Source organism: Embleya sp. NPDC008237, assembly GCF_042956465.1.
GTDB lineage: Bacteria > Actinomycetota > Actinomycetes > Streptomycetales > Streptomycetaceae > Embleya.
The window spans coordinates 237383-261346 of sequence record NZ_JBIBGL010000016.1 but is presented as its reverse complement, the minus strand read 5'-3'; the positions used below and the strand labels follow the sequence as shown (position 1 = coordinate 261346).

Annotated in this window: 22 protein-coding genes; 14 read left to right on the top strand and 8 right to left on the bottom strand. The window is 70.8% G+C overall.

What is annotated here, in order from left to right; genetic code table 11:
- Positions 1 to 618 carry a dihydrofolate reductase family protein gene (locus tag ACFZBU_RS35510; RefSeq protein WP_391587846.1) on the bottom strand — a complete coding sequence of 206 codons (618 nt, stop codon included), beginning with the start codon at positions 616 to 618 and terminating at the stop codon, positions 1 to 3.
- Positions 619 to 773: 155 nt separating this feature from the next.
- Here ACFZBU_RS35510 and ACFZBU_RS35505 point away from each other — a divergent pair, with 155 nt between their 5' ends.
- Positions 774 to 977 carry a hypothetical protein gene (locus ACFZBU_RS35505; RefSeq protein WP_391587845.1) on the top strand — a complete coding sequence of 68 codons (204 nt, stop codon included), beginning with the start codon at positions 774 to 776 and terminating at the stop codon, positions 975 to 977.
- A 46-nt stretch (positions 978 to 1023) separates the two neighbouring features.
- Here ACFZBU_RS35505 and ACFZBU_RS35500 read toward each other — a convergent pair whose 3' ends face one another.
- Positions 1024 to 1632: a TetR/AcrR family transcriptional regulator gene (locus tag ACFZBU_RS35500; RefSeq protein ID WP_391587844.1), complete on the bottom strand. Its 609-nt coding sequence runs from the start codon at positions 1630 to 1632 to the stop codon at positions 1024 to 1026.
- 252 nt (positions 1633 to 1884) lie between these two features.
- Between ACFZBU_RS35500 and ACFZBU_RS35495 the strand changes: the two genes are divergently transcribed.
- Entirely contained in the window at positions 1885 to 2571 is a 687-nt protein-coding gene (locus tag ACFZBU_RS35495; RefSeq protein ID WP_391587843.1) for an SDR family NAD(P)-dependent oxidoreductase, read from the top strand.
- Positions 2572 to 2635: 64 nt separating this feature from the next.
- On the opposite strand, the gene ACFZBU_RS35490 is transcribed toward ACFZBU_RS35495, so the two are convergent.
- Positions 2636 to 2833, bottom strand: a complete 198-nt coding sequence (locus tag ACFZBU_RS35490) for a DUF397 domain-containing protein (RefSeq protein WP_391587842.1) — start codon at positions 2831 to 2833, stop codon at positions 2636 to 2638.
- A gap of 470 nt (positions 2834 to 3303) precedes the next feature.
- On the opposite strand from ACFZBU_RS35490, the gene ACFZBU_RS35485 reads away from it, so the two are divergent.
- Positions 3304 to 3957: an HNH endonuclease family protein gene (locus ACFZBU_RS35485; protein ID WP_391587866.1), complete on the top strand. Its 654-nt coding sequence runs from the start codon at positions 3304 to 3306 to the stop codon at positions 3955 to 3957.
- Positions 3958 to 4054: 97 nt separating this feature from the next.
- Here the strand turns inward: ACFZBU_RS35485 and ACFZBU_RS35480 are convergent, their stop codons facing one another.
- Positions 4055 to 4513 (bottom strand): GbsR/MarR family transcriptional regulator, encoded by a 459-nt coding sequence (locus ACFZBU_RS35480; protein WP_391587841.1) that lies wholly within the window; start codon positions 4511 to 4513, stop codon positions 4055 to 4057.
- A gap of 197 nt (positions 4514 to 4710) precedes the next feature.
- Here ACFZBU_RS35480 and ACFZBU_RS35475 point away from each other — a divergent pair, with 197 nt between their 5' ends.
- On the top strand, positions 4711 to 5625 hold the full coding sequence (locus ACFZBU_RS35475) for an ATP-binding cassette domain-containing protein (protein ID WP_391587840.1): 915 nt from the start codon (positions 4711 to 4713) through the stop codon (positions 5623 to 5625).
- Positions 5622 to 7268: an ABC transporter permease gene (locus ACFZBU_RS35470; protein ID WP_391587839.1), complete on the top strand. Its 1647-nt coding sequence runs from the start codon at positions 5622 to 5624 to the stop codon at positions 7266 to 7268. Before ACFZBU_RS35475 ends, ACFZBU_RS35470 begins: the two co-directional genes overlap by 4 nt.
- Before the next feature lie 213 nt (positions 7269 to 7481).
- Here ACFZBU_RS35470 and ACFZBU_RS35465 read toward each other — a convergent pair whose 3' ends face one another.
- Positions 7482 to 8915 (bottom strand): sugar porter family MFS transporter, encoded by a 1434-nt coding sequence (locus ACFZBU_RS35465; RefSeq protein WP_391587838.1) that lies wholly within the window; start codon positions 8913 to 8915, stop codon positions 7482 to 7484.
- Between the two features lie 191 nt (positions 8916 to 9106).
- On the opposite strand from ACFZBU_RS35465, the gene ACFZBU_RS35460 reads away from it, so the two are divergent.
- From ACFZBU_RS35460 to ACFZBU_RS35425, 8 genes are all read left to right on the top strand, one after another.
- A complete protein-coding gene (locus tag ACFZBU_RS35460) occupies positions 9107 to 9619 on the top strand; it encodes a VanZ family protein (RefSeq protein WP_391587837.1) in 513 nt (170 codons plus the stop codon).
- A gap of 134 nt (positions 9620 to 9753) precedes the next feature.
- On the top strand, positions 9754 to 10965 hold the full coding sequence (locus ACFZBU_RS35455; RefSeq protein ID WP_391587836.1) for an ROK family protein: 1212 nt from the start codon (positions 9754 to 9756) through the stop codon (positions 10963 to 10965).
- 235 nt (positions 10966 to 11200) lie between these two features.
- A complete protein-coding gene (locus ACFZBU_RS35450) occupies positions 11201 to 12487 on the top strand; it encodes an ABC transporter substrate-binding protein (RefSeq protein WP_391587865.1) in 1287 nt (428 codons plus the stop codon).
- A 4-nt stretch (positions 12488 to 12491) separates the two neighbouring features.
- Positions 12492 to 13457, top strand: coding sequence for a carbohydrate ABC transporter permease (locus ACFZBU_RS35445; protein ID WP_391587835.1), 966 nt, complete (start codon positions 12492 to 12494; stop codon positions 13455 to 13457).
- An 88-nt stretch (positions 13458 to 13545) separates the two neighbouring features.
- Entirely contained in the window at positions 13546 to 14451 is a 906-nt protein-coding gene (locus ACFZBU_RS35440; RefSeq protein WP_391587834.1) for a carbohydrate ABC transporter permease, read from the top strand.
- Positions 14448 to 15746: a 6-phospho-beta-glucosidase gene (locus tag ACFZBU_RS35435; RefSeq protein ID WP_391587833.1), complete on the top strand. Its 1299-nt coding sequence runs from the start codon at positions 14448 to 14450 to the stop codon at positions 15744 to 15746. The genes ACFZBU_RS35440 and ACFZBU_RS35435 overlap by 4 nt, the downstream gene beginning before the upstream one ends.
- Complete coding sequence (locus ACFZBU_RS35430) at positions 15734 to 16771, top strand: N-acetylglucosamine kinase (RefSeq protein WP_391587832.1); 1038 nt, start codon at positions 15734 to 15736, stop codon at positions 16769 to 16771. The genes ACFZBU_RS35435 and ACFZBU_RS35430 overlap by 13 nt, the downstream gene beginning before the upstream one ends.
- 485 nt (positions 16772 to 17256) lie before the next feature.
- Complete coding sequence (locus ACFZBU_RS35425; protein WP_391587831.1) at positions 17257 to 18702, top strand: MFS transporter; 1446 nt, start codon at positions 17257 to 17259, stop codon at positions 18700 to 18702.
- 62 nt (positions 18703 to 18764) lie between these two features.
- On the opposite strand, the gene ACFZBU_RS35420 is transcribed toward ACFZBU_RS35425, so the two are convergent.
- On the bottom strand, positions 18765 to 19616 hold the full coding sequence (locus ACFZBU_RS35420) for a Gfo/Idh/MocA family protein (protein WP_391587830.1): 852 nt from the start codon (positions 19614 to 19616) through the stop codon (positions 18765 to 18767).
- A gap of 328 nt (positions 19617 to 19944) precedes the next feature.
- On the opposite strand from ACFZBU_RS35420, the gene ACFZBU_RS35415 reads away from it, so the two are divergent.
- A complete protein-coding gene (locus tag ACFZBU_RS35415) occupies positions 19945 to 20412 on the top strand; it encodes a hypothetical protein (protein ID WP_391587829.1) in 468 nt (155 codons plus the stop codon).
- 181 nt (positions 20413 to 20593) lie between these two features.
- Here ACFZBU_RS35415 and ACFZBU_RS35410 read toward each other — a convergent pair whose 3' ends face one another.
- Positions 20594 to 21766 (bottom strand): N(5)-(carboxyethyl)ornithine synthase, encoded by a 1173-nt coding sequence (locus ACFZBU_RS35410; protein ID WP_391587828.1) that lies wholly within the window; start codon positions 21764 to 21766, stop codon positions 20594 to 20596.
- Between the two features lie 231 nt (positions 21767 to 21997).
- The gene (locus ACFZBU_RS35405; protein WP_391587827.1) at positions 21998 to 23764 is read right to left on the bottom strand and encodes an alpha-glucosidase; all 1767 of its coding nucleotides are present in this window, start codon (positions 23762 to 23764) and stop codon (positions 21998 to 22000) included.
- Between the last annotated feature and the right edge of the window lie 200 nt (positions 23765 to 23964).

Here is a 23964-nt window from a genome sequence, read left to right as displayed (position 1 = left end):
TCACCCGGAGACGTCGTAGGTCAGGTGGGTCGCGGTCGATGTCGGGATCACGCTCCGCTGCACCAGCGTGCGCGGCACTCCGCCGGTGAACAGTGGTGTCCCGGCGCCCAGCACGACGGGCGCCAGGTGCAGCGTCAGCGCGTCGACCAGCCCGGCGTCGAACGCCGAGCCGATCGTGGCGCCGCCGCCCATGAGGACGACGTCGAGGTCCTTGCCACTGTCCGACGACGCCGCCTCGGCCCGCTTGCGCGCGGCGGTGACGGCGTCGGGCAGACCGGTGGTGACGAACGTCCAGTCGAGGTCGGATGTCCGCACCGACTCCGGCGGCGAGCTCGTCACCACGACGAACGCGGGCCTGCCGACCTCGCCGGCGCCGTAACCGCACGTGTCGTCCCAGCCGTCCGGCCCGTCGACCAAGTCGAAGAGCCGGCGGCCGAGGACGACGGCGCCCGAACGGCCGGTCCCCTCGCGCAGGACCCGGCGGTCGTCGGGGTCGTCGGAGAACGCCCACGTGTGCAGAGCCTCGCCGCCGGTCCCCAGACCGTTGTCCGGGCCGGGGTCGGGCCCGGTGACGAAGCCGTCGAGAGAGACCGAGATGTCGGCGATGATTCGAGTCATACCAAGGCAGACCCGATCCGCCGCCCGAACTCATCGCTCAAGCGTGAAGCGGGTGACGGAGGCGAACTCGATGTCCGCTGCCACCGCACGGCCCCGGTGCGGTGGCGGTGGCGGTGGCAGTGGCCCCGAGCATCGGGGGGCGGATAGCGGCCGCGGTGTCGGTAGCGAAGGTGGACAGCGCGGTGGAGCGGCCCTGCTCGGGCAAGGGCGACGACGCCATGGCCGTCGGCGACATCGCCCAGGGCGCCGGGATCACCCGCGGCGCCCTGCTTCGCAGGAGTCCCGCCCGCGGGAAGTTCCGGAAGGCATCAGCCACTTGCGAACACATCTGGCTGCTCGGCGCCGGCCTGACCACTTGAGACATCCGGCATGGACGTGACGCGGTAACGGCCGTCGAATGCCCGCTCAGGAGAGCGGCCAGTTGCGCAGGGCGGCGTCGGCCATCTCTTGGAGTTCGTCGCGGCCGATACCGCTCGCGGCTTGTACGGCGATGCCGAATGCCAAGGTGGTGACGTAGCGGGCCAGGAGGCCCGGATCGGTTCCCGGGGGCAGGTCGCCGTCATCGACGGCTCGCTGAAACCGCTCCCGGATGCAGGAGCAGCCGTTGTTACGCCACGCGACGAGTAGTTCACGGACCTCTCGCCCCGACTCACCGGCGGCCAGTGCGCCCTGGACGCCCAGACACCCGTGAGGGTGAGCCGGGCGGGTGGTGGTACGCACGGTGCCGGCCAGGATCGCGGTGGCGACGTCGAGGGCGGTCGGCTCCTCCAGGGCCCGGGCCAGGTAGGCGCTCGGGCCCTCGGTGTAGCGCTCCAGAGCCTTGCGGAACAGCTTCTCCTTGTTGCCGAAGGCCGCGTACATGCTGGTGGTGGAGATACCCATCGCGTCGGTCAGGGTGGCCAGGCTGGCCCCCTCGTAGCCGTGCTCCCAGAAGACCAGCATGGCGCGCTCGAGTGCTTCGTCGACGTCGAACCCTCGCGGTCGGCCGATCGGGCCGTTCTGTTTCGTCTCCACCTCGACAGCCTACCCCTTCCGCATCGATCGCTACAGAAGTGCTACGTTCGACTTCCGCATCGATCGATGCGGAAGTCGAGGGCGCGACTCATCTCCGCATCCGCAACGGACGGTTCGTGCGCATGACCGCCCTGCACGACGCCGGCGAACCTCTCCGGCAGCCGACCGGCTGACCTCCGGGATCAGCACCTGCGACTCGAAGAACAGTCCGAACGCCACTCATGGCCGGGCCACAAACTCGTGAGGATATGTATGACCACCACCTTGATCACCGGGGCCAATAAGGGCATCGGCTTCGAGACAGCCAGGCAGCTTCTGGCGTTGGGCCACGTTGTCTACATAGGCGCCCGTGACGTCGAGCGAGGCGAGAAGGCCGCGGCGGCACTCGGCGCACGATTCGTGCAACTCGACGTGACCGACGACGCATCGGTGCGCGGCGCGATGGCGACGATCGACTCGGCCGAGGGCCGACTCGACGTCCTGGTGAACAACGCGGGCATCCTCGGGCACGGAGCAACCGACGGTCCCACGGCTCTCCGGGCCTTCGACACCAACGCGGTGGGAATCGTGCGCGTCACGGAGGCGGCACTTCCCCTGCTGCGCAAATCCCCGAACCCGACCGTGGTCACCGTTTCGAGCAGTGCCGGGTCCTTCTGGGCAGTGACCAACCCGGACCGGCCCGAGTTCCACTTGCCGTTGGCTCTCTACTCCGCGTCCAAGGCCGCGGCCACCATGCTCACGGTCCAGTACGCCAAGTCCCAGCCGGGCATCAAGTTCAACGCGGTCGAGCCCGGCACCACCGCAACCGACCTGACCGCGGCATTCGGAATCGGAAGGGCGCCGGAGGAGAGCGCCAGGATTGTCGTACGGCTCGCAACTCTCGACGCGGACGGCCCGACGGGAACCTTCCAGGACGAAAACGGGGAAGTGCCCTGGTAACCCTGCGGGAAGCGTCGGGGGGAAGCCCGCCTGTGCTTCCCCCCGACTCGTCGTGTCGACCGAATCAGCGCTTGAACGCTTCCGTCAGCCGGGTCCAGGAGTGGTTGGGGACAGCGAAGTTGCCGACGGTGAGGTCCTTGCTGTCCCGCACGGCGACAGCCGTGGCGGTCGGGGCGGTCTCGACGCAGTCACCCGCGTTGTTCGAGTAGGTGCTCCTGCGCCACTCGAGAACTTCCGGGCCGGCCGTGTTCACGTTGTCCATCTCAGTCCAGTCCTCGCTCGATGTTGGCGCTGAGTACACGACTATCCTCCGGGCTCAGGGCAGCGCCGGGCACTTGAGCAACCGGGTCGCCCCCGGTGAGTCTCGAAGAGGCCGCGCGCACTTCGACGCAGGTAAGGCCGCCCCTCGTCACACCGAAGGGGGGCCGCGGGTCCGCCTCGAACACTCGACGCTGCCGTTCCAACCAACACCCTTCTCGTCGACCCCCACGATGTCGCCGGCGTCCACCTTCGCGAAGCGCCACGCAGAGCGGCCCCGCGGCGGGCTGCCCGGCAAATGCCCACGCAGGACCACTCTTTCGAGTGGCACAACTGCGCCGTTGTCGATCTCGCTCGGGCACATCGCTACAACAGGAGCGGACCTGTCACGGCGACTCTGGGGCAAACGCAATGATGCACACGGGAATCACGGTGGGACGTCGGACCGCCTCGCTGCTGGTGGCGGCAACGAGCATGGGCGCGCTGCTGTTCGCGCCGGCGACGAACGCGGCGGGGGCACCGGTCCGACCGGCGCAGACGACGGGTACGACCGAAACCGGCGTGCGGATTCCGCTCCGGGACGCGATTGCGGGTCTGCGGGTGGCCGACGAGGATCGCTCCGGCTACGACCGGGACGCGTTCCGGCACTGGGTCGACGCGGATCGGGACGGGTGTTCGACGCGCGCCGAGGTTCTCATCGAGGAGGCCGTCACCCCACCGGAGATCGGCGCCAAGTGCGCACTCACCGGCGGTCGTTGGTACTCGTACTACGAGGACGCCTACGTCGAGGGCGCGTCCGGCCTGGACATCGACCACATGGTGCCGTTGGCCGAGGCGTGGGACTCGGGCGCGTCCGGATGGACGTCCAAGGAGCGTGAGCAGTACGCGAACGATCTCGACCAGCCTCGGGCGCTGGTCGCGGTGACCGCCAAGTACAACCGCTCGAAGGCCGATCAGGATCCGGGGACTTGGCTGCCGCCGTACGAGGGGGCCCGCTGTGCGTACCTGACGGACTGGGTGACGGTGAAGACGAAGTACGACCTGACGGTGGACACCACCGAACTCGGCACGCTCCAGCGGCTGGGCGCGCAGTGTCCCAACGTGCCGATCGCGCCCGGCACGCGATAGGGGCTTCGGCCAGTTCGGCCTCGAACGCGGGCCGGCCCGAAGCGGTCCGGCCTGCCGCTCCGGCGGCCTCGAACGCCGGCCGGGCCGAGTCGGTCGGTCAGCGTTCCCGGTTGCGCCAGCGTTCCATGATTCCGACGAACTCCGCCTGGAGGAAGGCGAAGAACTCGGCTGATTCCTGGGCCCGGATGCCTGCCGGGGTGTTCGGCCCGAGGGCCTGTGCGCCCTCGCGCAGGACGATCTCGAAGCGGGCCAGGAGTTTGTCGCGTTCGCTGTAGGTCTCGTACCAGAGCTCGTTGTGCAACCGGTAGCGGTCCCGGCGCGAGCCGGGTTCGCGTTCGCGGTGGACCATCCTGATCTGCGACAGGTAGGCGATCGCCGACGACACCGCGGCCGGACTGATCTGCAACGACTCGGCGAGTTCGGCGGAGGTCATACTCGCCGAGTCGGCCGCGAGCAGCGCGACGAACACCCGTGCGGCCATCCGTTGCATGCCGGCGTCGGCCAACTCGCCCGCGAAGCGCTCGATGTACCGCGCGACCTCGGCCTCGTCGCGCACCGCCCCCTCGCCCCGCGCCGACCCCTCGCCCCGCACGGACCCCCCGCCCCCCACCGGCTCGTCCTCTCGCGCCCGCCCGTCGTCGTCCCGCATTCGGGTCGTCACCTTCCGTTCAGCCCTCTACCGGCACCTTCGATCCATGATTCTGGATCTTTCCAAACTTCACAACTTCCTGAACGAAGCGTATGTTCTGAAACATGAACACGGCGATCAGTGTCTCCGGTCTGCACAAGTCCTTCGGGCGCACCCACGCCCTCGACGGCCTCGACCTGCACGTCACGGCCGGCGAGGTACACGGCTTCCTCGGCCCCAACGGCGCCGGGAAGTCCACCACCATCCGCGTCCTGCTCGGCCTGATCCGCGCCGACTGCGGCGACGTCGCCCTCCTCGGCGGCGACCCGTGGCGCGACGCCGTCGCCCTGCATCGCCGGGTCGCCTACGTGCCCGGCGACGTCACGCTGTGGCGCAACCTCAGCGGCGGCGAGGTGATCGACCTGTACGGCCGGCTGCGCGGCGGCCTGGACCCGGCCCGGCGCGCCGACCTGCTGGACCGGTTCGAGCTCGACCCGACCAAGAAGGGCCGCGCCTACTCCAAGGGCAACCGGCAGAAGGTGGCCCTGGTCGCCGCATTCGCCTCCGACGTCGACCTGCTGATCCTGGACGAGCCCACGTCCGGCCTGGACCCGCTGATGGAGGACGTGTTCCGGGACTGTGTGCGCGAGGAGCGCGAGCGCGGCCGGACCGTGCTGCTGTCCAGCCACATCCTGGCCGAGGTCGAGGCGCTGTGCGATCGGGTCAGCATCATCCGCAACGGCCGCACCGTCGAGTCGGGTTCGCTGGCCGACCTGCGGCACCTGAGCCGGACCACGGTGCGCGCCGAACTGCGCGGCCCGGGCGATGGCCTGGCCGAGCTCCCGGGCGTGCACGACGTGGCGGCGAGCGAGGACCACGTCGTGCTCCAAGTGGACAACGAACATCTGAACCCGGTGCTGAGCCGGCTCGCCGAGATCGGCGTACGCGGCCTGACCAGCAGCCCGCCCACCCTGGAGGAGCTGTTCCTGCGCCACTACCGCGACCAGGCCGGCGACGCCGCGCTGGTGGCCTCGCGATGACCGCCGCCGCCCTCCCCCTGCCGCGCGGCGGCTCCGCGCACCACCTGACCGGCACCGGCGCCCTGATCCGCCTCGCCCTGCGCCGCGACCGGGTGCTGATCCCGGTCTGGGTGCTGGTCGTGGCCGCCGCCGTCTCCGGCGTCGAACGTTCCCTGGAGAACCTCTACGGCACCGGCGCCGAACGGGCGAAGCTCGCCGCCGACATGAACGCCAACGGTTCGCTCCGGGCCCTGTACGGCGCGGTCTTCGGCGACTCGTACGGAGCCCTCACCACATGGCGGATCGGCGGCTACGCCGCCCTGCTGGCCGGTCTGATGAGCCTGCTCATCGTGATCCGGCACTCCCGCGAGGAGGAGGAGACGGGCCGTCAGGAGGCGCTGTCCGCGGCGATGGTGGGCCGCCGGGCGCCGCTCACCTCGGCCCTGGCCACCGCCGCGCTGGCCGATGCGCTGCTCCTGGTGTCGTGCACGGCGATCCTGCTCGGCGCGGGCCAACCGGCGGCCGGCTCGCTCGCGTTCGGCCTCGCCGTCGCGCTGTCCGGGCTGATGTTCGGCGCCGTCGCCGCGGTCGCCGCGCAGCTCACCGAGAACGCCCGGCTCGCCAAGGGCATCGCCGGCGCCGTCCTGGGCGCCGCCTTCGTGCTGCGTGCCTCCGGCGACGCGGCCCGGGAGGCGGCCTCGGCCGGCAGCCACCCGATGGTCTGGGTGTCGCCGCTGGGCTGGGCCGAGAACGTGCGGCCGTTCGCCGGCGACCGCTGGTGGGTGCTGCTCCTGCCGGTCGGCCTGATCGCCGGGTGCGTCGCGCTCGCGTACACCCTCGCGGGTCGGCGCGACCTGGGCGCCGGCTTCGTGCGACCACGCCCGGGACCGGCGCACGCGCCCGCGTCGCTGGCCGGCGCGTACGGCCTGGCCTGGCGACTGCAGCGCGGCACGCTGCTCGCCTGGGCGGTCGGCTTCGCGTTCGCCGGCGCGGTGTTCGGCGGCATTGCGGACGGCGCGCAGGACATCGTCGGCGACAACACCGGGACCCGCGACCTGATCCGCCGCATGGGCGGCCATGTGGCGCTGACCGACGCGTTCCTGTCCACGCTGGTGGGCATGCTGGGCCTGATCTGCGTGGTGTTCACCGCCGGTTCCGTACTGCGGCTGCGCGACGAGGAGACGAACGGCCGGGCCGAACCGCTGCTGGCGAACACCGTCGGCCGGTTGTGCTGGGCGGGCGGGCACCTGGTGATCGCGTACGCCGGCCCGGTGTTGATCCTGGCCGCGGGCGGTCTCGCGATGGGCCTGTCGTACGGGATCACCGTCGGCGACGTATCCGGCGAACTGCCGCGCATCCTGCTCGCCGCGCTCGCCCAACTCCCGGCCGTGTGGGTACTGACCGGGCTCGCCGTACTGGTCGTCGGTGCGTTGCCGCGGCTGAGCGCGGCGGTGTGGGGGCTGGTCGGGTCGGTGATCGCGCTCGGTTGGCTGGGGCCGGTGCTCGAACTGCCGCAGGCGGTGCTGGACGTGTCGCCGTTCGGCCACCTGCCGAAACTGCCCGGCGCCGACGTCACGGCCACGCCGTACGTGTGGCTGCTCGCCCTGGCACTCGCGCTGCCGGTGGCGGGCCTGAGCACGCTCCGCGGGCGCGACCTGGACTGACCCCGACTCCGGGCGGCACACCGGCCCCGGCCCCGGCCCCGGCCGCCGGCACGCCTGGGCGGACGCTGAACCCGGACCGGCAACCGGCGGTCGGCTCCTCGGTGGGCGCGGTGCGCGACGCGCGCCGCTCGCTCCTGGAGGCCACCGCCCGAACCGGCATCACACCCCGGCGGCCGATCCCCATCCGGGCTCGGCCGCCGGGGCCGCCGGGTCTCAGCCCATCTCCTCCAGTGTCTTGCCCTTCGTCTCCTTGACGAACTTGAGCACGAACGGGATGGACAACACCGCGAAGCACGCGTACATCACGTACGTCGCCGACAGGTTCCAGTCCGACAGCGTCGGGAACGTCACGGTGATCACCCAGTTGGCGATCCACTGTGCGGACGCGGCCACGCCCAGGGCCGCGGCACGAATCCTGTTCGGGAACATCTCACCGAGGAAGACCCACACCACCACGCCCCACGACAGCGCGAAGAACAACACGAACGAGTGGGCCGCGATCAGCGCCACGGTGCCCTCGGTGTCCGGGAGCTTGATGTTCTTGCCCTTGCCGGTCCGGGCGGAAAAGGCCCACGCGACCAGGCCGAGCGAGATCGCCATGCCGGTGGAGCCGACCAGCGCGAGCGGCCTGCGGCCCACCCGGTCGACCAGCGACATCGCGATGATCGTGCCGATGATGTTGATGATCGACGTGGTGAACGAGTACAGGAACGAGCTGTTGGGATCGATGCCCACCGACTGCCACAACGACGCCGAGTAGTAGAAGATCACGTTGATGCCGACGAGCTGCTGGAAGACCGAGAGCCCGATGCCGATCCACACGATCGGCAGGAACAGGAACCCGCCGCCGCCCAGCAGGTCCCGGAACGTGGACTTGTGCTCGCGGCGCATCGCCTCCTTGATCTCGGCGACGCGCGCGTCCAGGTCGACCTGGTCGCTCTCCACCTCGGCGAGCACCTTCTTGGCCTGATCCACCCGGCCGATCGAGATCAGATAGCGCGGCGACTCGGGAATGGTGAAGGTGAACAGGCCGTACAGCACGGCCGGGATCACCATCACGCCCAGCATCACCTGCCACGCCTCCAGGCCGAAGAGCAGCTTGCCGCGCTGGTCGTCGTCGGCGAGGTTGAGGATGCCCCAGTTGACCAGCTGCGAGACCGCGATGCCGGTGACGATCGCGGCCTGCTGGAACGAGCCCAGCCGACCTCGGTAGGCGGGCGGGGCGACCTCGGCGATATAGGCCGGGCCGATCACCGAGGCCATCCCGATCGCCGTCCCGCCGAGCACCCGCCACATGGCCAGATCCCACAGCGCGAACGGCAGCGCCGAGCCGACCGCGCTGACCGCGAACAACACGGCGGCGATCTGCATCACCCGGATCCGGCCGATCCGGTCGGCGATCCGCCCGGCGATCGCCGCGCCGATCGCGCAGCCGATCAACGCTGCGGCCACGACCTGGGCGAGCAGGCTGGATCCGGGCTCGAACCTGCCCCGGATGCCCTCGACCGCGCCGTTGATCACCGAGCTGTCGTAGCCGAAGAGGAATCCGCCCATCGCGGCGGCGGCGGTGATGAAGATGACGTGGCCGAGGTGCTCCGTGTAGGTGTCGCCACTCGCCTGTCCGGTCGTCGATGTACTGCCGGCCAACGCCGCCTCCTGCGATCCGTGCACTCGTCCCGATCCGGCGCGGTGCGTGCGATGCCGTGTCCAAGGAACTCGCCGGACTCTGAGAGTTGCCCGAGATGACGGCCCTAACCATGCCCGTGCGCCCGGATGGCGCCGGATCACGCCCCTCCGGACACCCGCGCGCCCCGCCGTTCGCCGGTACAGTCCGCCGAATGGGTGGGGTGTGGTCCCGGTGGGGAGCGGTGCTGATCGCATGCGCCGTCGTCGCGCCGTTCGTAGTGCTGCTCGCCCTGCGCCGGCCGCGCGTCGCGGTCGTCGCGGGGATGGTGCTCGGCACCCTCCCGTGGGTGTGGATGGTGCTGACCCCGGTCGGCTCCGGCCGCGCGCTCAGCCTGGTGCCGCTGCACGACCTCGCGACCGTCCTCGGCGGCGATCCGGTGACCGCGGCGATCCAGGTGGGCGGCAATCTCGCGGTGTTCGCGGCGCTCGGTTTCCTGCTGCCGTTCCACGCACCGCGCTTCGCCGGTCGGTCCGGCGCGTGGCGGATCGCGGGCCTGGCCGCGGCGGGGTCGGTGGCGATCGAAATCGCCCAGTGGTTGCTTGCGATCGGGCGGGTGTCCTCGGTGGACGACGTGCTCCTGAACGCCTCCGGCGCGGTCATCGCGGCCGGGCTCCGTGCCGGGTGCCGAGCCGCCGCGCGTGCCGCACATCCGCGCGCCGGCTGACCTCGGCGCCGATTCCCCTGCCCCGCACGGCAAACGACCTTGGCGGACACCCTTGACAGTGCCGAGAGGGCGGGCCTAATTTCCTTACAACTCTTAGGAAGGTTTCCTAACAGTGGCGAAGAGGAGAACCGCTCATGGCCGGAAGCACCGAGCGCGGCGCGGGAGCGTCCGGGCGGGAGCAGGCCGGGCGGCCGAGCCTTTTGCGGGCCATCAACGACCGGGCCGCGCTCGAACTCCTCTTGCGGCACGGGCGGCTGTCCCGGGGCCAGATCGGTTCGATGACGGGTTTGTCGAAGCCGACCGCCTCGCAGCTGCTCTCCCGCCTGGAGGCGGCCGGCCTGGTCGTCGGGGTCGGGACCACCGAGGGTGGCCGCGGACCCGGCGCCCAGTTGTACGAGATCAACCCGGCGGCCGGACACGTCGCGGGCCTGGACGTCACGCCCGCCCGGATCCGGGTGGCCATCGCCGATCTGACCGGACGGGTGGTGGGCGAACACGAACTGCCCACCCCACGCCGGGAAGCGGCCGATACGCCGGGCCGGATCCGGGACGCGGTGCGCGCCGCGGCCAAGCCCGCCGGGCTCGATCTCGCCGACCTCGCGCACGTGGTGATCGGCATTCCGGGCGCGTTCGACCCGACCACCGAACAGTTCCGCTACGGCCGCCACCTCGCGGGCTGGCACTCCCCCGGCGTGCTGGACCTCGTCCGCGAGGAACTCGGCCTGACCGTGGACGTGGAGAACGACGTCAACCTGGCCGCACTCGCCGAGCAGCGGGACGGATCCGCCCGCGACGGCGGCGACTTCGTCCTGTTGTGGGTCGACGAGGGCATCGGCTGCGCGATCGTACTCGGCGGCCGACTGCACCGAGGTTCCACCGGTGGCGCGGGCGAGGTCGGCTACATGCCGATGCCCGGCGCCCCGCTGCCGCACGACGTCAGCCGCCGCAACACCGGTGGCTTCCAGCAACTCGCGGGCGCGCCCGCCGTGTTGTCCCTGGCCCGCGCCTACGGGGTGGGCAGTCGTACCGCGCCGCAGGCGGTCGCCCGAGCGGTGCGCGCGACCGAATCGCGCGGCGGAGCCTTCCTCGACGAGCTGGCCAACCGGCTGGCGGTGGGCCTCGCGGTGATCGTCTCGGTGCTCGATCCGGGACTCGTCGTGTTGTCGGGGGCCATCCCGATGGCCGGCGGCGAGGCGCTGCGCTCGCGCGTGGTCGACGAGTTGCAACGCCTCGCGATCCCGCGTCCGCGCGTCGTACTCGGCGACGTACCGGCCAATCCCGTTCTCACCGGCGCCGTCCACGCGGCGCTCGACGTCGCCCGCGACGTCGTCTTCACCACGACCTGACGCATCCGCGTCCGACCCGGCACCGCACCCTCGTTCGCGACTCGGCACCGCACTCCCGCTGCGGCGTGCCCGTTTGCCCGGTCGCGCGCTCTGTCGCCCGACCCGCACCACCGTAAGGCCCCCGGCGCCGCTCGTCCCGGCCGCGCCGTCGCCATCTCCGGAGGAGGACCCAGTGCACAGACTCCCACGGCTCCGTCGTTCCATCACGACCCTCGCGTGCGCCGCCACGCTCGCCATGCTGGCCTCCGCGTGCGCCGGCGACGACGGCGGCTCGGGGACCGGTGCCGACGAGGCGCCCGACAAGAAGGTCACCATCACCTTCTGGCACGGGTGGAGCGCCGAGAGCGAGGTTAAGGCGGTCGACGACCTGGTCGCCAAGTTCAACGCCAAGCACCCCAACATCAAGGTCAAGGTCGTCTCCAACGTCACCGACGACAAGATCACCCAGGGCATCCGCTCCGGCAAGGGCCCGGACGTGGTCTCCTCGTTCACCACCGACAACGTCGGCCAGTTCTGTACGTCGGGTTCGTGGACCGATCTGGCTCCGTGGCTGGCCAAGTCCAACATCGACCCGGCCGCGACCTTCCCCAAGCCGGTGCTGGACTACACCCAGTTCCAGGGCAAGCGGTGCGCGCTGCCGCTGCTCGCCGACTCCTACGGGCTGTACTACAACAAGGACATGTTCGCCGCCGCGGGCATCACCGCGCCGCCGAAGACGTTCACCGAGCTGACCGAGACCGCCAAGAAGCTCAACCAGCTCAACGGCGACGGCACGTTCAAGGTCGCCGGCTTCCTGCCGACCTTCCACGCCTACGAGTTCTCCGCCGCGCACACGCTGGCTCAGTTCGGACCGACCTACCAGACGCCCGACGGCAAGTCGAACCTGTCCAAGGACCCTGTCGTTCCCCAGTTCTTCAACTGGCAGAAGCAATTCGTGGAGAGCCAGGGCGGGTTCGACAAGCTGGAGAAGTTCCGCACCACCTTCGGTGAGGAGTTCTCCGCAGAGAACCCGTTCATGAGCGGCAAGCTCGCGATGACCATGGACGGCGAGTGGCGCACGGCGATGATCGCCCAGGACGCGCCGAACCTGAACTACGGCACCGCGCCGTTCCCGGTCCCGGACGACCAGCTCGACAAGTACGGCCGCAGCTACCTCACCGGCACCACCGTCGGCATCGCCAAGTCCAGCCACCACCAGGCCGCGGCTTGGGAGTTCGTCAAGTTCGTCACCACCGACACCGAGGCGCTGGTCGCCTTCTCGCAGGCGATCCACAACGTGCCCAGCACCAACGCCGCGCTGGCCGCGTCGCCGCTGGCGAACGACGAGCACTTCAAGCCGTTCATCGACGCCTTCAAGCACCCCGCCAGCAACACCACGCCCGCCAGCCCCAACGGCGGCAAGTACCAGGTCACCCTCTCCGAGTACGCCTACAAGTGGGAGGCCGGTCAAGGCGGCGACCTGACCAAGAGTCTGGCCGATCTGGACAAGCAGATCGACACCGACGTGGCCCAGGTCAAGTGATCCGATGACCACGACCGCCCCCGCGGCGGCGGAGGTCCCGGCGGCGCTGCGCAGGCAGCGCCGCCGGCGGAACCTGCGCACGCTCGCGTTCCTGTCCCCGTGGCTGATCGGCTTCTCGGTCTTCTTCGCGTATCCGCTCGGCGCGACCGTGTACTACTCGTTCACCCGCTACGACCTGATCAACCCACCCGTCTGGGTGGGTATGCGCAACTGGAACTACGTGCTCAACGACTACCCGCCGCTGTGGCAGGCGTTGCGCAACACGCTGTGGCTGGTCGTGGTGATGGTCACCTTGCGGGTGATCTTCGGCCTGGGCCTGGGCATGTTGGCGATCCGGCTCAAGCGCGGCGGCGGGCTCTTCCGCACGCTGTCCTACCTGCCCTACCTGGCCCCGCCGGTGGCCGCCACGATCGGCTTCGCGTTCCTGCTCAACCCGGGCACCGGACCGGTCAACCACCTGCTCGGCAACGTCGGTATGCCACAGCCCGGGTGGTTCAACGACCCGGACTGGTCCAAGCCCGCCCTGACCCTGCTCGCCCTGTGGGGCATCGGCGACCTGCTGGTGATCTTCACCGCGTCGCTGCTCGACGTGCCACGCGAGCAGTACGAGGCGGCCGAGTTGGACGGCGTCGGGCCGTGGCAACGCTTTCGCTACGTGACCTGGCCGGCGATCACCCCGGTGGTGCTGTTCGCGGTGGTCACCGGCGTGATCCAGACCATGCAGTACTACACGCAGGCGATGGTGGCCGGAAAGGTCGCGAGCGGCATCATCGGCAACTCCGGCCAGTCGTTCGAACCGGGCTACCCGCAGGGCACCACGCTGACGCTGCCGCAACTGGTGTACGAGGAAGGGTTCTCCACCTTCAACACGGGCGCGGCGTGCGTGATCTCGCTGCTCCTGTTCGTGATCGCGATGGCGTTCACCTTCCTGCTGCTGCGTCGCCGCTCGGGCCTGCTCGACGACGACTGAGGCACCGCACGCCATCACGCCGGAACCGGAACTCCCGGTCCGGCAACCCGAGTTCGACGATCCACCGTGCCCAGAAGGGATCGGATCCATGGCCCAGACCGTCACGGCCGAGGCCGCCGGCATCGCGCCGCCGCTCGCGCCCGCCCGGACGCCGCCGCGCCCACAACGGCGCAAGCGCGTACTGACCTGGATCGGCGTGCACACGCTCGCCGTCACCGCCGTACTGTTCTTCATCCTGCCGTTCGTGTTCCTGTTCCTGACCTCGGTGATGAGCAACAAGCAGGCGCTGACCAGCGACCTGTGGCCCACCTCGTGGGAGTGGGGCAACTACACCAAGGTGATGGAGACACCGGGCTTCGGCACCTGGTGGCGCAACACGCTGATGTACGCCGGGCTCGGCACCCTGTTCACCGTCGTCTCCAGCCTGCCGGTGGCCTACGCGCTGGCCAAGTTCCGGTTCCGCTTCCGGGGCGTGGCGCTGATGCTGGTGATCTCCTCGATGATGTTGCCGCCGCAGGTGATCGTCATCCCGATGTACATCTTCTGGGCCAAGCAGATGCACCTGAGCGGGACGTTGTGGCCGCTGATCATCCCGATGGCCTTCGGCGACGCGTTCACCATCTTCCTGCTCCGCCAGTTCCTGCTCACCATCCCGTCCGAATACCTGGACGCGGCCCGGGTGGACGGGTGCGGCGAGTTGCGCATCCTGATCTCGATCGTGGTGCCGATGATCCGGCCGGCGATCGCGGCGGTGGTGCTGTTCCAGTTCTTCTACTGCTGGAACGACTACTTCGGACCACAGGTGTATGCGTCCGAGAATCCGGGCGCGTGGACCCTGTCCTACGGCCTGGAATCGTTCAAGGGCGCACACCAGGTCAATTGGAATCTCATGATGGCCGCCACGCTTCTTGTGATGGCGCCGGTGATCCTCGTGTTCTTCTTCGCCCAGAAGGCGTTCATCGAGGGCGTGACGTTGACGGGAGTAAAGGGTTGAAGCTCGCGGTGGTGGGCGGTGGGTCCACTTACACGCCCGAACTGGCGGACGGCCTGGGCCGGTTGCACAAAACCTTGCCGGTCGACGAGCTCGTGCTCGTCGACCCGGTGATCGAACGACTCGAACCGGTCGGCGCGGTGGTGCGTCGCATCCTGGCCCGGTACGGCCACCCGGCCCGGGTGGTGCTGACCGACGACCTGGACGCGGGGGTCGAGGACTCCGACGCGGTGCTCTTCCAGCTCCGGGTGGGCGGTCAGGAGGCCCGCGCGCAGGACGAGGAATGGCCGTTGGACTGCGGCTGCGTGGGCCAGGAGACCACCGGCGCGGGCGGCCTGGCCAAGGCGCTGCGTACCGTGCCGGTGGTGCTGGACGCGGCCGAACGGGTGCGCCGGGCCGCGCCGAACGCGTGGATCGTGGACTTCACCAACCCGGTCGGCATCGTCACCCGCGCGCTGCTGGACGCCGGTCACCGCGCGGTGGGGCTGTGCAACGTCGCGATCGGCTTCCAGCGTCGCTTCGCCGCGATGCTGGACGTTGCGCCGAACCGGGTGCGGCTCGACCATGTCGGACTCAACCACCTGACCTGGGAACGCGGGGTGCACGTCCTGGACGAGCACGGCGAGCCCGGTCCGGACCTGCTGCCGACGCTGCTGGCCGAGCACGGTCCGGCGATCGCCGCGGACATCGAGCTGCCGGTGGAACTGCTGCGCGCGCAAAGCACCGTGCCGTCCTACTACCTGCGCTACTTCTACGCGCACGACGCGGTGGTCTCCGCACAGCGACACACCGAGTCCCGGGCCCAACAGGTGGCCGCGATCGAGCGCGAACTGCTGGAGCTGTACGCGGATCCGACCCTGGACACCAAGCCGGAGCTGCTGGAACGCCGGGGCGGGGCCTACTACTCGGAGGCGGCGGTGGCCCTGGTGGCCGCGCTGCTGGGCACGGGTTCCGGGTCCGGTTCCGGCGACGTCGATCGCGTCCAGGTCGCGGACGTGCGCAACAACGGCACGCTGCCGTTCCTGCCGGACGACGCGGTGATCGAGGTGCCGTCGCGGATCGACGCGAACGGCGCGACGCCGCTGCCGGTGGCGCCGCTGGGGCCGCTGCACTCCGGGTTGATCGCGCATGTCGCGGCGTACGAGGAACTCGCGTTGGACGCCGCGCTGCGCGGAGGGCGCGATCGGGTGGTCACCGCGCTGCTCGCGCATCCGCTGGTCGGGCAGTACGACATCGCCGAGGCCCTCGCCGATCGGCTGCTCGCGGCGGGCAAGGAGCACCTGCCGTGGGCCCGGTGACGGAGGGCGGGGCCGATTCCTCCGGTGCGGCCCCGGCCGTGCTCGCGATCGACGCGGGCAACTCCAAGACCGACGTCGCGGTGGTCGACGCGGACGGTCGGGTCTGGGGGCGCGGCCGGGGCGCGGGCTATGCGCCGTACCAACTCGGCCAGGACGCGGCGGTCGAGCGGATCGCCTCGCTGGTCGAGGAGGTGCTGCGGTCGGCCGCGGGGGCCGGACCGGTGGAGCACGTGGCGGCGTACCTGGCCAACATCGACCTGCCGGTCGAGGAGTTGCACCTGCGCAAGGAGTTCGAGGATCGCGGCTGGGCCCGCACGGTCACCGTCGGCAACGACACCTTCGCGGTGCTGCGTTCGGGCACGGGCGCGCCGCGCGGGGTCGCGGTGGTGTGCGGGGCCGGGATCAACTGCGTGGGCCTGCTGCCGGACGGCCGGACCGCGCGCTTCCCGGCGCTGGGGCGGATGACCGGCGACTGGGGCGGCGGGCTCGGCCTGATGGAGGAGGTGATGTGGTCGTCGGTCCGAGCCGAGGACGGTCGTGGTCCGGCGACCGCGTTGGCCGACGCGACGGCCGGGCACTTCGGCCTGGATTCGGCGACCGCCGTGGCCGAGGCGGTGCATCTGGGCGAGTTGCCGTCCGAGCGGCTGCACGAGTTGGTGCCGCTGCTGTTCCGGATCGCCGACGCCGGGGATCCGGTGGCGGCCGAGGTGGTCGAGCGGCAGGCCAAGGAGATCGCGGTGATGGCGGTGACCGCGCTGGGCCGACTCGATCTGCTGGCGGAGGAGGCCGACGTCGTGCTGGGCGGCGGGGTCCTGGCGGCCCAGCCCCCGATGCTGATGGCGGCGGTCTCCCGCCTGATCCTGCACTCCGCGCCCCGGGCGGTGTTGCGGGTGGCGGTCGATCCACCGGTGGTGGGCGCGGCCCTGCTGGGCCTGGACCGCCTCCGCGCCGACGGCCGAGCACCGGAGGACCCGACGGGCAAGGCGGAGCACCTGCTGCGAACCGGCTGGGGGCGTACGGGCTGACCCGGCGCCGGGCACGGGGGCCGGCTGCGTGTCGACGGGGGACGGCCGGCGCGGCGCGGGGATCCGACGGGCGCGGCGGAGCGTCGGCCGCGCGCCCGGCGGGGGCGCACGGCCGACCCCCGGCGGCGCCGCGTGGGCGGGGAGGTTGCGGTGATCGCAACCTCCCCGCCCACGGGCCGCCACCCCAGGTTCACGTCGGCCGCAGCAACGCGGCTCCGCTCCCGACGCGGTGCGGCCGACCCACGCAGCACCGGACGCGTAGCGGACGAGCAGCACGGATGCGGAGCACCGGACCCGACCCCGGCCGCGAAGCGGACGTGCGACCTGCCGCACCACCACGTACGACCCGGCCCGGGCGGCGTCCCGGGTGTTCACGTCGGTCGCATACGATCCCGGCGGGGCGGGATCATCCGCGACGGGACCCACATGATGCGGACGAGGACGACAGTGGGCGATTTCGCGTGACCGACGGTTCGGTATCGGGCTTGACCCGTGACCGCGCGACCTGGCTGCTGTATCTGCACATGGCCGCGTTCGGCTATTTCCTGTACTGCTTCGGCCCGTCCGTCACGCTGCTCGGCGACGACCTGGGCGTGAGCAACGCGGTGGCGGCGCTGCACAGTACGGCGTACGCGGCGGCCGGCGTGCTGATCGCGCTGCTCGGCGACCGGCCGATGCGCCGCTTCGGGCGCGGACGCACGTTGTGGGCGGGCTGCGCACTGTTGAGTGCGGGCGTGTTGGCGTACTGCGCGGCCGGCACGCCGGCGGTGTCGCTGAGCGCGGCGCTGCTGTGCGGCTTCGGCGCGTTCCTGGTGGTCAACGTGGCCGGCACGGCACTCGCGGACCACCACGGCCCGATCGCCGGCCCGAGCGCCCTGAACGAGGCCAACGGCCTGGCGGCCGGGGTCGGCATGGCCGCTCCCCTGCTGATCGGCGTGATGGACTCCTCCGGACCGGGCTGGCGCTGGGCAATGGTGGTGGTCCCGCTGCTCTTCGGCACGCTGGCGGTGAGCCTCGGCCGAACGCGGATACCGGATGTGGTGACGTCGGGGGCATCCTCGGCGGGCGCGCCGGTGACCGCACCGGGCCCGTCGATCTCGTCCGGTTCATCGGGTGCGTCGGGTTCGTCGGGCCCGCCCATGCCGCCGGAGGCGGCTTCGACCGAGACGCCCGCATCCGTACCGGGCTCTTCGGACTCGTCGACCAGCCCGGCCCCTTTCTCGGCGCCGACGCTTCCGTCGCCGACATCGGCCCCGCCGTCTGCGCACGCCTCGCCCGTCTCACCAACCTCACCAACCTCACCGACATCACCGACTGCACCGACTGCACCGACTGCACCGACATCACCGACCTCGCGGTCGAGTGGGTCGCTGCCCGCCGCGTACTGGTGGGCCTGGCTGTTGACCGTGTGCTCGGTGGGGGTCGAGTTCTCCCTGTCGTTGTGGGCCTCCACACTGCTGCGCGACCGCACCGGCATGTCCGAGGGCGCCGCGGCCACCGCGATGACCGCCGTCGTGGCCGGCCTCTGCCTGGGTCGCCTGGCCGGCGGTCGGCTCGCCCTGCGCGTTCCGCTGGACCGGCTGTACGGCAGCGCCGTCGCGGTGAACCTGGTCGGCTTCGCCCTGTTCTGGTCGGCCACGGTCCCCTGGCTCGCCTACCTCGGCCTGTTCGTCTCCGGCCTGGGCATGTCCGTACAGTTCCCACTCGCCACCGCAGCCGCCATCCGCGCCGCCGACGGCCGAGCCGACCTTGCCGTCTCCCGGTTGGCCGTGGCCACGACGCTGGCCGCCGGAGGCGCCCCCTTCCTCCTCGGCCTGGCCACCGACCTGATGCCGGTCCGCACCGCGTTCCTCCTCCTGCCCATCCTCCTCCTGGCCTCCCTCCCGATCCTCCACAAAAGCACCCACCCCAAGCCCCCGTCCCGGCGCTGAACCGGGTACAGGACGGCGCACCACACCGCACGCGGGAAGGCGAGCGCGGCGCGGGGGTGGACTCAGGGACGGGCGAGGCCGGCGGCGGTCGTGGCGCAGGTGAGGACCGCTCGGGTGCGAGGCCACGGCATGGGGGACGGGGCGCCGGAGGCCATGGCGAGTACGGCGCGCATGGTCGCGCGGTAGCCGAGGGCCTCCTGCCAGTCGGCGCCGCCGAGGCGGGCGGTCTCGACGCCGTCCTCGGTCTGTACGGCCACCTCGTACACCTCGTCGCCGCCCACGCCGGCGACCTCGATCGTGCCCACACGCCCGTCGGGCCAGCCGAGCAGGATCGCGCCGACGTCCTCCGAGCGGGTCGTCGGGTGGACCAGCACCGAGCCGGTCGCGGCCAGTACACGCGCCCCGGGGCCGGCCGCCGCGTCCAGGAGTTCGGCGCCGTGCAGGCCGAGCGAGACCAGGGTGCCGCCGCCTTCGGCCGGGTCGTCCTGCCAGGCGCGCTCGGGCGTCAGGAAACCGGCGATGTCGTGCCGGACCAGTGCCCGGGCGCTCAGCACCCGGCGGCCCGCGACCCGCTCGGCCAACTCGGTTACGGCAGGCGCGAAGCGCAACACGGACGTGGTCAGGAAACGCTCCTCGTACCCGGCCACGGCCCGATCCAACTCGGCAAGCGCGGCGGCCGAGGACGCGGCCGGCTTGTTCACGAAACACGGCAGGCCCGCCCGCAGGATCCGGCCCACGGTGTCCGCGATCAGCGCCGGGCGCACCGTGACCACCACGGCGTCCGGCCGGCGGTCGAGCAACTCCGCGAGCGACCCGGCCGGCTCGCACTCGTGCCGCTCCCGAAAGGCCGCGAACCGCTCCGGCTCACCGGCATCCCAGCCGTCGATCCGCCGCACCCCCAGGTCACGGGCCACACCCGCATCCGTGAACGGGTGACTGTGCGCAAACCCGGCAAACCCAAGACGCATGCTCCGGACGTCCCCTCCGCACAACAACCAAGTCCGCCTTGACCCTAGCCCCGCACACGAGGCGCCCCGCCGCCGCCACCCGCTCGCGCCGCCACGCCACCAGGCACCACGCCACCCAATCCGTGCATCGCACCGCCCGCACCACCCGCGTACCGTCCCGGCCACCGGTTGTCTCGCGCGTCGGGATCGGCGGACACGGTCGGCCGTGTGGGGGATGGGTGAGCGGGTATGCGCTGACTGCGGGGGGTCATCGCCCTCTGGAAAAGGTGAAGCCATGTTCCTTCTGGGACTGTTGCTCGCCGCGTGCGCCGGAGCGTTCGCGGCCCTGCTGATCGCCTACAACACCTCGGGTGGACCCGAGTACACGGTGACCATCTTCGGCACCGACATGGTCACGCTCAACTCGCTGGCGATCTTCTGTTCGGGTCTGGCTCTGGGCCTGATCTTCAGCCTCGGCCTGCTCCTGATGGGCGGGAAGGCACGGCTGAGCCGGGCCCGGCGCAACCGCGAGCGGCGCGCCCGCGACCGGGCCGCCCTCGAACGTGACTCCGCAGCCGCCCGCGAGGACGCGGCCAAGGCCCACGAGCGGGCCGCAGAGGCCGAGGCTCGCGCCGGGCGTGCCGGGCAGGAGCCCGTGGGCGCCGACGAAGCAGACACCACCTGGTCCGCCGACACCGCCGCTCAGCCCGAGACGCACACCGAATCCGGCGGCGCCCACCGCCGCCCCTGGCACAAGAAGTGACCGGATAGCCACGCAAACGACGCACGAAGCAACACACGGTACGTACGAAGCGACGTAGGGAACGCAAGGAAACCGACGCCGAAGGCCCCCCGGAAGATCCACGGGGGCCTTCGGCGCGTGTGTTCACACCACGTACGGCAGGAGTTCGAGCCATGGGGCCTCGAAGCTGCGACCGTCCGCGTCATCCTCCCGCGTGGACCGCGGCGGTCGTCGGGTGCGGGTAGTCCGCGGAACGGTGCTGGAAGCTGAGGATCTTCGGGTTCCGCACGACGCCGTCGCGGATCTCGATCGCCTTGGCGATGGTCGGGTCCGCGTCCCAGGCCTCCGGGCCGTCCATGACCGTGCCGAGATAGGGGATCAGCGCCTCGCTGATCTCCCACGTCGCGGAGTCCCACAGGTAGGACGGGCTGTGGTCGACCGCGTAGTAGTGGCAGTTGTCGCCGACCGTGAAGGTCGGCTCCTCGAACGTGGTCGGGCGGGCCCATTCGAAGCCCATGCCGTCGTCGCACGAGACGTCGATGAAGAACGACCCCGGCCGATACTCCGGAAGGTCCCGGTTCAGCACGAATGTCAAGGGCGCGTCGGTGTCCTGCCGGATGCAGTTCACCACGATGTCGTAGCCGGCGAGGTGGGTGCCCAGCGGCACCGGCCCGGTCTCGGTGAGCGCGTCCAACCGCGTCGGATCGTCCTCGCCGAACTGGAAGTGGCCCATCACGACCGAGGGCATCGGCGAGGCGACCGCCACCGCGTCCCGCGCGGTGAGTACGGTCACGTCCGAAACGCCCATCGCCTCCAGTGCTATCACCGCGCCGCGCGCCGTGGCTCCGAAGCTGAGCACCGCCGCCCGCATCCGACGACCGTAGCTGCCGGTCGCGCCGCCGAGTGCCAGTGCGTGCAACACCGAGCAGTAGCCGGCCAGTTCGTTGTTCTTGTGGAAGACGTGAACGCTGAACGCGCCCGCCGCGGTCCAGTGATTCATCTCCTCCCACGCGATCATCGTCAGCTTGCGATCGATGCCCAGCTGGGTCATCGTCGGATCCTGCACGCAGTGCGGCCAGCCCCACAGCACCTGGCCGTCGCGCAACGCGGCCACGTCCTCGTGGGTGGGTTTCGGCAGCAGCACCACGTCGCTCTCCGCAAGCAACCGTTTACGCGGCAGCAGGCCGGCCACGTGCCGGACGAGTTCCGCGTCGGCGACGCCGAAGCGCTCGCCGTACCCCTCCTCCAGGAACAGGTGTTCGCGCACGTCCGGGGCGATCCGCTCGATGTGCAGCGGGTGGACCGGCAACCGGTGCTCGTTCTCCTTCAAGGAGGTACCGAGAATGCCGAGGGTCATGCGAGTCCTGCGAATCATGAGATTCCTTAGGTAGACCTCAAGTATCCGCCCTGAAATCCGCACACCCACCGCACCGCGCCCGATTCGCCCGAAACGACGACCTCGACGGCGGCCCGCTCCCCTCTTGAGCGCCGGTCGTCGAGGCCGTGCCCGTCCCACCCCGTCACCGCGACCGGCGACGCACGACGGCAAGGATGGTGACGGAAACGTCAGAACGCGTACACCGTCCGCATCCGGCCTCTCGGTCGGCTACCCGTGCCGATGTACGCGGGCCTCCCACGGGCGCAGCACCGTCTCGTCGATCGGCCCCGCGTTGCCCAGTACGAGCGGCGCCTGCGCCCACTCCGCCGCCAACTCGGCCGGTATCGCCACCGCCTCGCCGGTGAAGTTGGCGAGCACGAGCAGCGTGGTGTCGTGGTACCGGCGGGTGAATGCGTACACGCGTTCGTCGTCCGCGAGCAGCATGGCGAAGTCGCCGTGTACGACCGCTGGTTCGGTGTGCCGGAGGGCGATCAGCCGGCGGTAGTGGTGATACACCGAGTCCGGATCGGCCACCGCCGCAACGGCGTTGATCGTGGTGTGGTTGGGGTTGACCGGCAACCAGGGCGTGCCGGTGGTGAAGCCGGCGTGCTCGGACGCGTCCCACTGCATCGGTGTACGGGCGTTGTCCCGACCCCGTGCGCGCAGACCGTCCAATACCCGGTCCGGGTCCTCGCCGGCCCGCACCGCCTGTGCGTAGTGGCCCAGCGCCTCGATGTCGTGCACGTCCTCGATGGTGGCGAACGGCGCGTTCGTCATGCCCAGTTCCTCGCCCTGGTAGATGTAGGGCGTGCCGCGGTGCAGGTGCAGCACCGTGGCCAGCATGGTCGCCGAGCGCACGCGGTGTTCCGGGCCGTCGTCGCCGAACCGGGAGACGATCCGGGGCTGGTCGTGGTTGTTCCAGTACAGGCTGTTCCAGCCCGACTCGGCGAGGCCGGTCTGCCAGCGGCCGAGCGAGGCCTTGAGGTCGGTGAGCCGCAGTGACCGCACGTCGAACTTGTTCCGGTCGAAGTCCAGTCCCACGTGCTCGAATTGGAAGACCATGTCCACCTCCCCGCGGGACGGATCGGTGAACAGCCGGGCGTGTTCCAGGGTCACCCCGGGCATCTCGCCCACGGTGAGCAGGCGTTCGGGCCGACCGGCGAAGACCTCGCGGTGCATCTCCTGAAGGTATTCGTGCACCCGAGGGCCGCAGACGTAGTAAGGCGAGCCGTCGCCGTACAGGCCGTCCCCGTGCAGCCGGCCGTCCGGGAGGTCGGGGTCCTTCGAGATCAGGTTGATCACGTCCATCCGGAAGCCGTCGACCCCGCGATCCAGCCACCATCGCATCAGCGCGTACACGGCCTGCCGGACCTCGGGGTTCTCCCAGTTGAGGTCGGGTTGCTTGGGCGAGAACAGGTGCAGGTAGTACTCCCCGCTCGCGGCATCGAGCTGCCACGCCGACCCGGAGAAGAACGACCCCCAGTTGTTCGGCTCCGCACCGGGCGCCCCGGCACCCGGCGCCCCCGCGCTCGGCGGCTCCTCCCCCGTGCGATCCGCCGCGGTACCGACGTCCTTGCGTGCCGGCCGCCACCAATACCAGTCCCGCTTGGCGCTGTTCGGCCCCTCGCGCGACTCGCGGAACCACGGGTGCTCGTCGGAGGTGTGGTTGACCACCAGGTCCATCACCAGCCGCATCCCGCGCTCGTGTACGGAGGCGAGCAGCCGGTCGAAGTCGGCCAGGTTGCCGAACATCGGGTCGATGTCCCGGTAGTTGCTGATGTCGTAGCCGTTGTCGTCCTGCGGCGACGGGTACACCGGCGACAACCACAACACGTCCACCCCGAGGTCGGCCAGGTAGTCGAGCCGCGCGGTGATCCCGGCCAGGTCGCCGATCCCGTCGCCGTCGGAGTCGGCGAAACTGCGCGGATAGATCTGATACACCACGGCGGACTTCCACCACACGTCGTCCGCAGCCCCCACACCGTCGAGCGTCATCCCTCGATCCCCGTCCCCTCTACATCCCGCCCCGACAATCCGTCCGAGCCCACCGTCAGTCCTGCCCCACCCGGCCCCACTTCATCGACCCACCGACCGACAAGCCCCACGAACACGCGTCCGGCGGACGGCGGATCGGGCGGACGAGCGGTGGCTGAGCGCGAACGCCCGTACGGCGAGCGAACGGGGGCGGACGGTGG